We start from the raw sequence: 12,516 nt of genomic DNA, 5'->3' as shown, positions 1-12,516 counted from the left end.
ATATGGAAGGTGATTTCTCTCAGCGGATGGGCTTTATTCCGCTCAGGCCCGAAATTCAGTTGCAAGAGGTGAATCAGGCCTTACGTACTGCAATTTGGAATGAATTAACCATTCATTATTTGAATGGATATGCTAAGAAGGCGGGGAGCACATATCCAAATGTAAGGGGCTCCAATAGAGAGTATTTTGCCGTTAGGTATTATGCGGATTTTGTCAAACGCCCTGTGGACAAAATCCCAACCAGGTGGAATGACTTTTATATGGCTTTAAGACAAGATTTTTTCTCAACTTTAGAATGGCACAGAATTTATAGTCTCATTGAGTTTATGTTGAAGACTGTCGCGGAAAGATATCAGGCTAGTCTCGCCGATGGACTTAACAAAGCCCTAGAGGTCGAAGGAAGTGGATTTCGAATAGTGGGAGGCCAAGTGACGGCCATCACTTCGCCGCAAGAAATACTTGAGATAGAAGAAGCGCTTTTGGTAGGCGCTAGTTATGCCGGAGTAAGTGAGCACTTAGGAACAGCTCTTAGGATGCTGAGCGATAGGCAAAGCCCGGATTATAGAAACTCTATGAAGGAGTCTATAAGTGCGGTGGAGTCTCTAGCTCGACACTTAACCGGAGATCCGTCAGCCACCCTGGGCCACGCGCTAAAAGTCTTGGAAAAAAAGCATGGGTTGCACCCTAGTCTCAAGAGTGCTTTTTCGTCGCTTTATGGATATACAAATGATGAAGATGGGATTCGCCATTCGCTAATGAACGACGTGGAAAAGTTCACAAGCGCGGATGCACGTTTCATGTTGATTTGTTGTTCTGCATTTACGAATTTTGCTATTGATAGCCTTCGAGACTAAGGCCAGCGACAAAGTCCCAGTTCTTTGATACGTATAGCTAGGGCGATGTTCGACACTCCGAACTGATGCGACAGGGATACGAGGTGGCGGCTGTTATAGAGAGTGCAGCGAGCAAGCGCCAACTCCCGGTCGAGTGAATCAACTCCGGCATTTAGAAGCTGCTCAGGATCCTCGGGATTGAGGTGATATGCGCAAATATCGGTAAAAGCCAGTTGGTCCCGGACCTGAAATTGCAACCCAAATAGATGGCGAAGCAGCCGCTCAGGAAGGAGAAAGCAACCAGCGAAGTAATTGGCTTCCTGCTCAAGTGGGTCATGGTGGGCGGCTTGCGAGCCGTCAAGCGGAAGGTCGCGGTGCATGATTGTCTGGTCGTGGAGCATCCAGTGCCCGATCTCGTGAGCCCCAGTGAAGCGCATGACGTGGGGGGCGAACTCTGTCGAAACCGCTATACGTTGCGCTTGCCTGTCCAGAATCCCGGCTGGTTGAAAACGGCGGCCGCCAGGCGTGAAAAGTGGTGACCCTAAGGTTGGGAGTTCTAGATAGGTCGCGCCCAGTAGCAAAGCCGCTGCTGACGGCTGGAGTACCTGTATGTGATTGCGTTGCTCGTCTGGCCACAGAATGTCTCGCTCTTTCCAGATCTTGTTCTGGATCCAGAGTGCTTCTTCTTGAATGGCCAGGCGATTCATAGGGCTCTCCCTACATGTTGTGTTGTGAGTGTAATACTGGCACATGATGTAGTGATGTCAAGATTTTCTGGCTGTTTTTTAACCAGGTGTTGGGCGCCTGTAATCGGTGTGGCAATGTAGGCCGACGAATCGTGCGCAACGGCGCTTGAGGCTCAGAATAAGGGGAAGTTTTTAAGATGGTGATAGCGACGGGTTGACTGCAAATTGCAGAGCCGAATAGGCTGTCCACGGCGGCTCGGCAATGCGTACCCAGTGTGCGTACACAGAACGCCAGCAGGATGGGTTGAAAGCCCCGTATTTACTGGGGTTGGCGACAGCGAGATAGGATCGAGAGTTCGAATTTGGTCTCTGCATCTGCCAGGCCGTTGAGTGATTCATCTTTTAGGGCATTTGAAGCCTCTTCAGATTCTTAATGGGTGTATCGCTGCGGTGCCAGTTGTGTGCTCGCTTTCCACACCGGCCTATATGCGCATGTCTATCGGCTCCAAAATAAAATGGACCGTTGATCCACCCTCTGGGCACATCTTTTGCCGTGCCCCATCGGTCGGAGTATTAGTCGACCAGCTTTGGCGCGCTCGCGTATCCGCAGGGTATACCTCACGAATTCCTTCATGCCGCCGACAGCGCGGTCGTAGAACGGCGACAGTTGCAAGCGGTCATGCTGATCGAATTCCAGATCGGTCTTGGGCAGGGAACAGAGGTTGAGGTTGAGGTTGACGATCCGGATTTACTTCCCCCGGATGCGGAGTTAATAGACCACCTTGAAGGAATTAGATCCGGCAGACCTGCACTACCGCGAGGGTTAGCCCTGTCTCGCCTTCGCCGAACAGCCCCCGTTACGTGGGCTGCGTCAGAGCACATATATGCTATGACGTCGGCGGTCTCGAACTGCTCACCAGTACATCCAACTTCATTCAGCAGGGTCTACAGAACAAGTCCTGCGCCCATGGTACTGGCCCCTTGCTGACCAGTTCGTGCGGCTTACATCTCAGGCGCGGCAAATTGCACAGCGCATGCCAACTCTCGCTTTTAAACACTATATGTAGTGGTTTGCGATAAAACGCCGACTGCGACTGCTGTCTGGTGGATATTTTTACAGTGGTAGCGATGAGTGGTAGATAAGGCGAAGCGCTAGAGCCCAGGCGGGCCGGGCCTGATTACCCCAAAGTAACCCACAGCTTTATCCACAGGCTGTGTGTAACAGTCGCCTTGCAATGCGCGAAATGGCGCTTTATCTTTTGAAAAGACCGAAGACGAAACACTAGATGTAGGGTTTTCGGGTCAAGGTGGCGCGCCTATTGGTAGGCTGCCGAAAGGAAAGGCTGCGAGTGAGTACGCCGAAAGTTGTGGCGACCGAAGACGTACCCACCCGCTTCATCAGAAACCAAAACCAGCTTTCAGTCCGGCCCCTAAATGAGTTCGCATTGAGCCAAACCATGACCACTTCGTCAACGGCTCACTGCTGAATGGCTAGTACTTTTGGAGGCTGGTTCACCTTCCTTTTTTAGGAGATGTACCATGAGCAACAACAGCAAAAAAACCTCCGAAACCCTCGCAAAACAGGCTGCTGACACATTGCGCGACCCCAACGCTTCGGCTATCGCAAAAAGCCTGGCAGGTTCCGTCCTCTCTCAGAGCGGGTCTTCTAAGGAGACTGGCGCGAGTATGGAGACCAAGGCTTCACAAGTACTCCAGTCAGGGAAATATAGCGAAGCGACCAAGGCACTTGCAGCCTCCGCTCTCTCTCAGTCAAACAAAAAGCGCTGAGGTGACCTATGGCTATTAGTCAATCCGAGATTTTGCGCCGGGTGCGTGAAGCGCAACGTAAAGCTGTGCAACAGGTTAACCGCGAAATTGATCGTGTAAATCGTCAAAACAAACAGCAGGTTGATCTTCACAATAGGAAAGTAGAAGCGCATAACAAGAGAGTCATCACCCAGCATAATGCGGCGATTAACGCCCAAAACCGTCGAGCAAATGCCCACAACAAACAACTTATTGCGGACCTCAATCGGACCTTGCGGTCTGCCAACAGTAGTCAGCAATACACCCCAGCAGAGCGGCAGTTAGCGGACCGTGTACACCAGGCGGTTGCTCACTCCGATCCTCGTGAGTACGACTCTTTTCTGAGCTACGCCCGTATTGATGGGGCTCAGGTTGCAAATGAGTTGCGGGACCGCCTTGAGGAGCTTGGAGTCGCTGTCTGGTTTGACGAAGTAGCCATCGTTCCAGGGCGTAGCCAGTCTCTTCAAATGGACGCGGGGTTGAGGAAGGCGAGGACCGGTATCGCTCTACTGACTCCAGCATATTTGACGGGAAGGTTTTGGACTGAGCGTGAGTTGGGTGCCCTGTTAAATAAATCCACTCTCATCCCCGTTCTGCATGGCGTTACCTTCGAGGACGTGAAGCAGTACAGCGGCATACTTCCCGACCTTGCTGGCTTTACGACTCTTCATGATTCTGTTTCGGATATCGCGGAGAAGATTGCGGCCGCCGTTTTGACATACGAGGAATAGCGCCTTAAGCCCCTAGGCCAAAGAGGACGGCTTTTTCAGCGTCCTCACTCTCTGGTTGGCCAGTTTCTACCTGATAAGAATTGCGGGAGTGATGTTGAACTCTTGCAGCATGAAAAAAGCGCACACGTATGCAGAGAAGATCAGCAAATATGCAACGATGACCAGCCCACAGGACATGAAATTAAAGCGGTCGCCCCGCTTATCTTCGGCACAGTCATCGTCCTTCCCCAGGCCATCCATATACGACGACTGGGCCAGGTAGTTAAATCCCGCAGAAACCGTGCTGAGCAAAAGAGCGAAAGAAAGCAATACCATCGCGTAGGCCAGCAGTGCTAATCCTTCCGGTTTTAGCGCCGACCATGTCGATCCCGCGAATGCTAGCAGTGCCGCTGCACTCCCTCCGCTTACAATAAAAGCTGCCTTCAAGGCGTTTTGGCCAGCTGCAATTGTCGATCGAAACAACTCTAGATTCGAGGAGTGCTCGTGCTCAGCATTCAACCGGTGGAACTCCCGGTTGTAGGCTTCGATTGGTTCTACTCCCTCTACTCGTTTGCGAACGGCATCGAGTAGCTTTAGGACGTTATCTGGGGGGATGGATGTAACGCACGAGACATCTCGCGCCTTAACCACTTCATCGCGTACCAATTGCAGAGCCTCTTTTGCATCCATAATCCCCCCTCCAATAAATATCGACTTGTCGCTGGCCCGCATACTACCCACATGCATGAGGTAGTTTTACTTTAGGTGTCTGCAGGGGCACGCCGTAAGAAAAGGTCCTAGCAATGGCATTCCGGCGGTCCATTACTCCCGCTGACTCAGCTATCCAAACCCTTCTGGAATGGGGGCCTCGCCGTCGTCTCCTTGAGGTAGCTGATTGCGCGATGAAGCACCGCATCTGAGTCCTTAAGCAGGCCCAGCGCCCTATTGCAGTTGTGGCAGAGCAAGCCTCTGACGAGACCGCTAGCGTGGCAGTGGTCTACAACCAGCTTCATCTTGTGGTGGCTCGCCATGATGAAGCCTTCACCTTTGCAGATTGCACAAACGCTTCCCTGCTTCTGTTGCAGCTCCTCGTACTGCTTCAGCGTCATGCCGTAGTTGCGTTGAAGGTAGCGGCTAGTAAGCATCCTGTTTGCGCATTGTTGACTGCAGGCGAGGTGAGATGGAGCTTGAGGTCTGAAGGTGGCGCTGCACTCGCGGCAGGGCTTGGGCTTGAAGTAGCCCTGTGGGTACTTGCTGGGGCTGGCAGTCATCTCCGCCTGGGGCTTGTTCTGCATCGCGTAAACCATGTGATTCCTTCGTCGGGTTTTGTTCGCTGCTCTATACCAAGCGAATCGACGCGTTGTCCCTCAAGTGGTACAAAAGTGGGGCATGTTGGTGGTACAAACAGGGCTTGCTGGCCTCCCTGGTGGTCAGCCTACAATGGCGCCGAATTCAATTTCGTGTGGTTGGTGAAGAACCGAATTAAGACGCTAGCCTCGGCTTCGAAAGGCTCTAGAACGCCGTAGGCACGCGTTATGGTGACCCCCATCGGTCCCCCCGCAACGATTACCCGTTAACCTGGTCAGGTCCGGAAGGAAGCAGCCACAGCGGGAACATTGTGTGCCGGGGTGTGGCTGGTGGGGGTTGCCTCCTTCTGAAGTCCTGGTTTTTTTCTCTCTTGTTTCCCTCTCCTGTAAAAACGCTTTGTCCGGCGCGCGTTTTGTCGTCCCGCGTGTGCGTGTCTCGCTATCCAGCGCCCGGAAACTAATCTGCCACCATTGAACGGTCCTACAGCTTTGTAGGAAGATTACGAAATAGCTGTATGCGCATACAGTCTTTCGCTTTCTCCCTCGCTGCCAAGGACACGCCCCGATGTCGCGTTGTTTGCTCCTGTTGTGCCTGCTGTTTTCCCTCGCCCTGAATGTTTCCCACGCCGCGCCCCGTACGTTTGCCGAAGCCAAGAAAGCCGGTTGGAAGCTGTATGCCTCCAACCCGGTTGAGTTCTATTGCGGGTGTCGGTTTTCCGGGAACAAGGTGGATTTGAAAAGCTGCGGGTACGTGCCGCGCAAGAATGCCCAGCGGGCTTCGCGGGTGGAGTGGGAGCATATTGTGCCGGCGTGGGTGATTGGGCATCAGCGCCAGTGTTGGCAGAAGGGTGGACGTTCCAACTGTGCGCGCTCCGACCAGACCTATCGCCTGGCCGAGGCCGATTTGCACAATTTGGTGCCCAGCGTTGGCGAGGTGAACGGCGACCGCAGCAATTTCGGCTACGGCTGGCTGCCGCAAAAACCAACGCAGTACGGCGCCTGCCCGATGGTGGTGGATTTCAAGGCGCGCAAGGCCATGCCCCGGCCGCAGGTGCGCGGCATGGTGGCGCGCACGTATTTTTATATGAGCCAGCGTTACGGCCTGCGTTTGTCCAAGCAGGACAAGCAGCTTTATGCGGCGTGGAATAAGCAGTACCCGGTGAAGCCGTGGGAATTGGCGCGCAATCAGAAGGTGGCGTGCGTGATGGGGCGCGGCAATCCGTATGTCGGCAAGGTCGACCTCAAGGCGTGTCGCTGAACACGCCTTGAGCGCTGTCAGCCGCCCAGGCGCACGGCCAGGGCGGCGAGGGTGATCAGCAGCACCGGCAAGGTCAGCACGATGCCGACCTTGAAGTAATAACCCCAGGTAATGCGAATGCCTTTGCGCGCCAGCACATGCAGCCAGAGCAAGGTGGCCAGGCTGCCGATGGGGGTGATTTTCGGGCCCAGGTCGCAGCCGATGACGTTGGCGTAAATCATCGCTTCGCGCACCACGCCAACGGCGGCGGAGTCTTGAATCGACAAGGCGCCGATCAGCACGCTGGGCAGGTTATTCATGACCGATGACAGCAGCGCCGTGGTCACGCCGGTGCCCATGGCCGCAGCCCACACGCCATGCTCAGCGAAATAATTCAGCAGTTGCGTCAGGTAGGCGGTAAGGCCGGCGTTTTTCAGGCCGTACACCACCAAATACATACCCAGCGAAAACACCACGATTTGCCACGGTGCGTCGCGCAGCACGCGGCGTGTGGGAATCACATGACCATGGGCGGCCACGGCGTACAGCGCGGCGGCGCAGACACCGGCAATTACACACACCGGAATGCCCAGCGGTTCCAGCGCAAACAAGCCGATCAGCAACACCACCAGCACGCCGACGCCGACGGCAAAGGTCGGGCGGTCGCGAATGGCATCGGCCGGCAGCTTGAGGTCTTCGGTGGCGTAGTTGAGCGGAATGTCGCGGCGGAAAAACAGGTACAGCACGCCCAGCGTGGCGGCGACGCTGACCACGTTCACCGGCACCATCACGGCGGCGTAGTCGTTGAAGCTGAGCTTGAAATAGTCGGCCGAGACGATGTTCACCAGGTTCGACACCACCAGCGGCAGGCTGGCGGTATCGGCGATAAAGCCGGCTGCCATCACAAATGCCAGGGTCGCGGCCGGGGAGAAGCGCAGGGCCAGCAGCAGGGAAATAACGATAGGGGTCAGAATCAGTGCCGCGCCGTCGTTGGCAAACAGGCCCGACACCGCCGCCCCCAGCAGCACGGTAAAGGCAAACAGTCGCCGGCCATTGCCCCGCGCCCAACGCGCCACATGCAGCGCCGCCCACTCGAAAAAACCGGCCTCGTCGAGAATCAGGCTGATCACGATCAGGGCAATAAAGGTGGCGGTGGCATTCCAGACAATCGCCCATACCGTGGGAATGTCATGCAGTCCGACCACGCCAAACGCCAGCGCCAGCAGCGCGCCAACCGACGCCGACCAACCGACGCCGAGGCCTTTGGGTTGCCAGATAACCAGCAGCATGGTGAAGGCGAAGATGAGGAAAGCGGTCAGCATGGTTTGGCTCGGGCGGGGGCGGGTGGGGGATATCAGCGTATTTCGTGCGGGTTCGCAAGCGGCGTTGTTTGGGAGGCGGGGGTGGCTGGGTGGTCGACGTGATTCGGGAGCGGTGGCGCGCTAAAAGGCATCGCGGCTGAAGCCGCTCCTACAGGGTGGCGCGGGATTTTCGGAGGCGTGGTCCGGTTCGGAATTCTGGATCCCCGCGTTCGCGAGGATGACGGTGGTTGTGTCGGGAACTTTCGTTATTTCTGCGTAGGCGGCGGGCGGACGATTTGGAGTTTTGGCTTGCTGTCTTTACGCAGCAGTTAGGGCTGCACGGTAATGACCGGTGGCTTCCACTGGCCGTTGGCCACTTCGGGTTGGGGTTGGTACAACCTCAGTACGCCGTAGAACGGGCCTGGCGGCACGGGCAGCCAGTTGCTTTCAAGCGCGATGCCCGGCGTGAGGCGTTGCAGGTACAGCGTCAGGCCGCCATCAGGGTCGCGTTGCAGGCGGTTGAGCATTCGCGAGTTCACCAGGTAGCGGTTCAAGCGGTTGTCGATCAGCAGTTTGGTGTTGGCGTCGTACAACGTCAGCGACCAGAACGCATCCACGGGCGGCAATTGGTCTTTGGCGAAGTGCAGGGCGTATCGCTTGCGCAGGCCGTTAAGCGGTTGCTGGTATTCGTCGTTGAAGTAGCCGATGAAATTCGCCTCGTCGGCCGAGGCAGCAAACGGTGCAACAGCGGCGCCGGCGTAACGGCCTAGGTAGTTGTTGGCCAGATGCTCGCGGTCGCCAAACAGCTCGGTGGTGGGAATCAACCCGGTGTCGACTTCCGAACTTTTAAACGCGGCGAATTCGGCTCGCGCCGCGTCGATGCCGGCTTGCAGCGCTTTGTACTGCGTGGCCGTCAGGCGGTCTTCGATAAACGGCTGGTCGCTGTCGATGCCGATATTGGCAAAGCGCCGACGCAAGCCGACTTCAGATGGGTGCGGCGGTGCGAAGCGCAGCAGAAAATCCATCAGCCGAAAGGCCGTCGGCGTGGCAGTGGTGTCGGGGCTTGGCACCGGCCAGTCGAGTCTTGGCGCCGTGGGCCGGGCCTCCAGCTTGAGGAAGCTGCTCAGCGGTTTCAGGGTGTAACCCTGCTGCACGCGGCGCATCTTGGCCATATCGCTGGGGTCGAACAGTTGGGTGCGGTAGAGCGCGTAAACGATGCTGCTCTCGCTGCGGATTACCTGGTCAACGTCTGCCGGTGTCGCGCCTTGCCATTCGGGGCCGGCGATCAGGTAGCGTCCGCCTTTGCGGCCGGTGGTGCGGCTGCCGAGGTAGGCAAAGTTGTGGGTGAAAATATCGGTCAGTTGCACCGAGAAATAGCGGTTGCTGTCCACTGCCGGCAAGGTCATGACGATGGGTTCGGCGCGCAGATCAAGCCAGGCGAAGGAATAGCGGGTGTCGGCAATGGGTGACTGCACCGCCGTGGTTTTGCCGTTGTAGACATCGCTGTTGTGCGACACCCGATTGAACGGAGCCTGGTACGCGGTGCTTTCGGTGTCCACGGCCTGGATGTACAGCGTCTCGTACATCTCCAGCATGGGGTAGCCGTAAATGTAGGCGTCTTTGGCGATGGCCTCGGCCTCCAATGGCTCAACTTTTACTTCGGCCTGGGCGCTATTGGCCAACGACAGGCCAAGGTACAGCGCAAGCAACGCGAGTGATTTCATGCAGGGCGCCTGTAGCAGATGAGGGCGGTTTCACGTATTCGCTGCACTGCCATTGTCGAACCGTCCTGGCTTCAGGGATAAAGAGCAGCGTTCCGTTGAGGGGGTTCCGTGTATATGTCTAGCATTCCCGCCGCACTCTTGCGCTCGGCGCTGGTGTTTGTGCTTTTTATCAGCGGCGCGCAGGCAGCCGAGTGGCCGCTGCAGTGCTTTTATTCGCCGGGCGATAGCGACGAAGGCCTGACCCCATTTGAACACTGCGCCCGGCGCACCGGCACTGCCGTAGAACTGGCGCCTGAGCATTTCAAACGCATGGACTTTGACAAAAACGGCCTTGCCAGCGTGGCCATCGACGGCGACATGTACTACATCAACCGCCAGGCCAAGCTCCTGCATGTGCTGACCTTCGACAACGGCGCCGACTATTTCGAAGAGGGGCTGGTGCGCGCCTGGGTCAACGGCAAGGTCGGTTATTACGACGTAAACCTGAACCCCGTTATTGCAGCCACCTACGACTGGGGCACGCCATTCGAACAAGGCCGCGCGCAGGTGTGCCAGGGCTGCAGCCGCGGCCCGTCCGATGGCGATGGGCATTGGGCAATGGGCGGCGGGAAGTGGGGCGTAATTGACCGTACCGGGAAGTTGGTGGAGCCGTTGCGTTAGGCCCCTCGGTCCCTGTAGGAGCGAGCGTGCTCGCGAAGCTTTTTTGATTGGGCCGCCCCCTCGCTGCCACCGAGAAAGGACATACCAAGGCGTTAAGCCACGGCCTGCCGGGCTGTGCGCCAAGTCGGATGCAATTTGCCCCGTGCTCCGCTAGGATTACCCCCACTTTTCTTGCCCCCCAGTTGCGACGGTTTTCGATGAGTTATCAGGTTCTTGCACGTAAATGGCGTCCGCGCTCGTTCCGCGAAATGGTCGGCCAGACCCATGTGCTCAAGGCTCTGATCAACGCGCTGGACAGCCAGCGCCTGCACCACGCCTATCTGTTCACCGGCACCCGCGGGGTGGGCAAAACCACCATCGCGCGCATCATCGCTAAATGCTTGAACTGCGAAACCGGCATCAGCTCTACGCCGTGTGGCACCTGTTCGGTGTGTAAAGAGATTGATGAAGGCCGCTTTGTCGACCTGATTGAAGTCGACGCCGCCAGCCGCACCAAGGTGGAAGACACCCGCGAGCTGCTCGACAACGTGCAATACGCGCCCAGCCGTGGTCGCTTCAAGGTTTACCTGATCGACGAAGTGCACATGCTGTCGTCGCACTCGTTCAACGCCTTGCTTAAAACCCTCGAAGAGCCGCCACCCCACGTTAAATTCCTGCTGGCCACCACCGACCCGCAGAAGCTGCCCGTCACCATCCTTTCCCGCTGCCTGCAGTTCTCGCTGAAGAACATGCCGCCTGAGCGTGTGGTGGAGCATTTGACTCACGTTCTGGGCGTGGAACAGGTGCCATTTGAAGACGATGCCCTGTGGTTGCTGGGCCGCGCCGCCGATGGTTCGATGCGCGACGCCATGAGCCTCACCGACCAGGCCATCGCCTTTGGCGAGGGCAAAGTATTGGCCGCCGACGTACGCGCCATGCTCGGCACGCTGGACCACGGCCAGGTATACGGCGTGTTGCACGCGCTGCTGGAAGGCGATGCGCGTGCGCTGATCGAAGCCATTCGCCACCTGGCCGAGCAGGGCCCGGACTGGGCCGGCGTGCTGGCAGAAATTCTTAACGTGTTGCACCGCGTCGCCATCGCCCAGGCCTTGCCCGAAGCGGTGGACAACGGCCAGGGCGACCGCGATCGCGTGCTGGCGCTGGCCCAGGCATTGCCCGCCGAAGACGTGCAGTTCTATTACCAGATGGGCCTGATCGGCCGCCGCGATTTGCCGCTGGCGCCGGACCCGCGCGGTGGCTTTGAAATGGTGCTGCTGCGCATGTTGGCGTTCCGCCCGGCGGATACGGGCGATGTGCCGAGGGTGGCGCTAAAGCCACTCGGGATTAGCCAGGCCACTGCTGATCCCCGACCTCAACCAGTGGCCGGCGCAGCTATGGCCGCGCCGGTTACTCCTATTGCAGCGCCTGAACCGGCCGCGCCGCCGCCAGCGCCGATCCCTGAGCCTGAGCCCGTCGCGGCCGTGGTCGAGCCTCAGCCAGAGCCAGAGCCAGAGCCGCAAGCGCAGCCCGAACCTGTCGCCGCTGCCCCTATCGATTTGCCGTGGGAAGAGCAGAAGCCTGCCGTCGTGGCTGCGGTGCCGGTTCCCGAATTGATCAACGTGCCAGCCGACGTCGCGCCGGCGCCATTGCTGCCTACGCCTGCGCCAGTTGCCGTGCAAACCGAAGCCGCCGTGGTCATCAACACGCCGGTCGATGTCAGCGACGACGATGACGACGAGCCGCCACCCGGCGACGACGATTACTACATTGCCGAAGGCGAAACCGACGCCTACCTCGATGCGCTGGATTCCATGGGCATTGATGCCCCAGCCCCGGCGGAACTGGCGCCATTGCCTGCCGCCAAACCGGCCACGGGTCTGGCTGCCGAGTGGCTGGAGCTGTTTCCGCGTCTGGGCATTACCGGCCTGACCGGCAGCATTGCCGCCAACTGCAGCCTGGTGGCGGTAGACGGCGACACCTGGACGCTGCACCTGGACCCCGGCCAAAGCGCACTCTTTAATGCCACTCAGCAGCGGCGTTTGAACGAGGCGCTGGACGCCTATCACAAGCGCCCGATCAAACTGGAAATCGAGCTGCGCACGCCCGAGCAGGAAACCCCGGCCCAGGCCGCAGCTCGCAAGCGCGCCAACCGGCAGCGTTCGGCGGAGGCGTCGATTCATGACGATCCGCTGATCAAAGAAATGATTCAGCAATTCGCCGCGACCATTCGCGACGGCACTATTGAGCCTGTGGACGCCCCCGTGGCGTCGTGA

Annotated in this window: 11 protein-coding genes and 1 other RNA gene; 7 read left to right on the top strand and 5 right to left on the bottom strand. The window is 57.8% G+C overall.

Annotated features, from left to right (window positions below; all coding sequences use genetic code 11):
- The first annotated feature begins 2 nt into the window (after window positions 1-2).
- Window positions 3-854, top strand: a complete 852-nt coding sequence (locus tag ACZZ0Q_RS15485; RefSeq protein ID WP_463560730.1) for an AbiJ-NTD4 domain-containing protein — start codon at window positions 3-5, stop codon at window positions 852-854.
- Here ACZZ0Q_RS15485 and ACZZ0Q_RS15480 read toward each other — a convergent pair.
- On the bottom strand, window positions 851-1,540 hold the full coding sequence (locus tag ACZZ0Q_RS15480) for an ImmA/IrrE family metallo-endopeptidase (protein ID WP_463541694.1): 690 nt from the start codon (window positions 1,538-1,540) through the stop codon (window positions 851-853). The two genes, ACZZ0Q_RS15485 and ACZZ0Q_RS15480, sit on opposite strands and share 4 nt — an antisense overlap.
- 1,518 nt (window positions 1,541-3,058) lie before the next feature.
- Between ACZZ0Q_RS15480 and ACZZ0Q_RS15475 the strand changes: the two genes are divergently transcribed.
- A complete protein-coding gene (locus ACZZ0Q_RS15475; RefSeq protein ID WP_463541695.1) occupies window positions 3,059-3,307 on the top strand; it encodes a hypothetical protein in 249 nt (82 codons plus the stop codon).
- Window positions 3,308-3,315: 8 nt separating this feature from the next.
- Window positions 3,316-4,056 carry a toll/interleukin-1 receptor domain-containing protein gene (locus ACZZ0Q_RS15470; protein WP_463541696.1) on the top strand — a complete coding sequence of 247 codons (741 nt, stop codon included), beginning with the start codon at window positions 3,316-3,318 and terminating at the stop codon, window positions 4,054-4,056.
- Between the two features lie 66 nt (window positions 4,057-4,122).
- Here ACZZ0Q_RS15470 and ACZZ0Q_RS15465 read toward each other — a convergent pair whose 3' ends face one another.
- Window positions 4,123-4,725, bottom strand: coding sequence for a hypothetical protein (locus ACZZ0Q_RS15465; protein WP_463560728.1), 603 nt, complete (start codon window positions 4,723-4,725; stop codon window positions 4,123-4,125).
- A gap of 146 nt (window positions 4,726-4,871) precedes the next feature.
- Window positions 4,872-5,342: an endonuclease VII domain-containing protein gene (locus tag ACZZ0Q_RS15460; RefSeq protein ID WP_463541698.1), complete on the bottom strand. Its 471-nt coding sequence runs from the start codon at window positions 5,340-5,342 to the stop codon at window positions 4,872-4,874.
- A 239-nt stretch (window positions 5,343-5,581) separates the two neighbouring features.
- On the opposite strand from ACZZ0Q_RS15460, the gene ffs reads away from it, so the two are divergent.
- Window positions 5,582-5,678, top strand: an RNA gene (gene ffs, locus ACZZ0Q_RS15455) — signal recognition particle sRNA small type.
- Window positions 5,679-5,907: 229 nt separating this feature from the next.
- A complete protein-coding gene (locus tag ACZZ0Q_RS15450; RefSeq protein WP_463541699.1) occupies window positions 5,908-6,600 on the top strand; it encodes an endonuclease in 693 nt (230 codons plus the stop codon).
- A gap of 17 nt (window positions 6,601-6,617) precedes the next feature.
- Here the strand turns inward: ACZZ0Q_RS15450 and ACZZ0Q_RS15445 are convergent, their stop codons facing one another.
- Together ACZZ0Q_RS15445 and ACZZ0Q_RS15440 are read right to left on the bottom strand one after the other, a co-directional pair.
- Entirely contained in the window at window positions 6,618-7,901 is a 1,284-nt protein-coding gene (locus tag ACZZ0Q_RS15445; RefSeq protein WP_463541700.1) for an arsenic transporter, read from the bottom strand.
- A gap of 308 nt (window positions 7,902-8,209) precedes the next feature.
- A complete protein-coding gene (locus tag ACZZ0Q_RS15440) occupies window positions 8,210-9,604 on the bottom strand; it encodes a DUF1254 domain-containing protein (RefSeq protein WP_463541701.1) in 1,395 nt (464 codons plus the stop codon).
- A gap of 114 nt (window positions 9,605-9,718) precedes the next feature.
- Between ACZZ0Q_RS15440 and ACZZ0Q_RS15435 the strand changes: the two genes are divergently transcribed.
- Window positions 9,719-10,264 carry a WG repeat-containing protein gene (locus ACZZ0Q_RS15435; protein WP_463541702.1) on the top strand — a complete coding sequence of 182 codons (546 nt, stop codon included), beginning with the start codon at window positions 9,719-9,721 and terminating at the stop codon, window positions 10,262-10,264.
- 197 nt (window positions 10,265-10,461) lie between these two features.
- Window positions 10,462-12,516: a DNA polymerase III subunit gamma/tau gene (dnaX, locus tag ACZZ0Q_RS15430; protein ID WP_463541703.1), complete on the top strand. Its 2,055-nt coding sequence runs from the start codon at window positions 10,462-10,464 to the stop codon at window positions 12,514-12,516.

It is taken from the genome of Pseudomonas sp. AC070 (assembly GCF_979258635.1).
Note: the sequence above shows the minus strand (reverse complement) of the source record. Positions and strands in the feature narration are given on the sequence as shown.

Excerpts from the sequence above, each read along its gene's own strand:
- ACZZ0Q_RS15470 (WP_463541696.1), top strand. The coding sequence starts at position 3,316 with ATGGCTATTAGTCAATCCGAGATTTTGCGCCGGGTGCGTGAAGCGCAA.
- ACZZ0Q_RS15465 (WP_463560728.1), bottom strand. The coding sequence starts at position 4,725 with ATGGATGCAAAAGAGGCTCTGCAATTGGTACGCGATGAAGTGGTTAAG.
- ACZZ0Q_RS15480 (WP_463541694.1), bottom strand. The coding sequence starts at position 1,540 with ATGAATCGCCTGGCCATTCAAGAAGAAGCACTCTGGATCCAGAACAAG.
- dnaX (WP_463541703.1), top strand. The coding sequence starts at position 10,462 with ATGAGTTATCAGGTTCTTGCACGTAAATGGCGTCCGCGCTCGTTCCGC.
- ACZZ0Q_RS15475 (WP_463541695.1), top strand. The coding sequence starts at position 3,059 with ATGAGCAACAACAGCAAAAAAACCTCCGAAACCCTCGCAAAACAGGCT.
- ACZZ0Q_RS15485 (WP_463560730.1), top strand. The coding sequence starts at position 3 with ATGGAAGGTGATTTCTCTCAGCGGATGGGCTTTATTCCGCTCAGGCCC.
- ACZZ0Q_RS15460 (WP_463541698.1), bottom strand. The coding sequence starts at position 5,342 with ATGGTTTACGCGATGCAGAACAAGCCCCAGGCGGAGATGACTGCCAGC.
- ACZZ0Q_RS15435 (WP_463541702.1), top strand. The coding sequence starts at position 9,719 with ATGTCTAGCATTCCCGCCGCACTCTTGCGCTCGGCGCTGGTGTTTGTG.
- ACZZ0Q_RS15450 (WP_463541699.1), top strand. The coding sequence starts at position 5,908 with ATGTCGCGTTGTTTGCTCCTGTTGTGCCTGCTGTTTTCCCTCGCCCTG.
- ACZZ0Q_RS15440 (WP_463541701.1), bottom strand. The coding sequence starts at position 9,604 with ATGAAATCACTCGCGTTGCTTGCGCTGTACCTTGGCCTGTCGTTGGCC.
- ACZZ0Q_RS15445 (WP_463541700.1), bottom strand. The coding sequence starts at position 7,901 with ATGCTGACCGCTTTCCTCATCTTCGCCTTCACCATGCTGCTGGTTATC.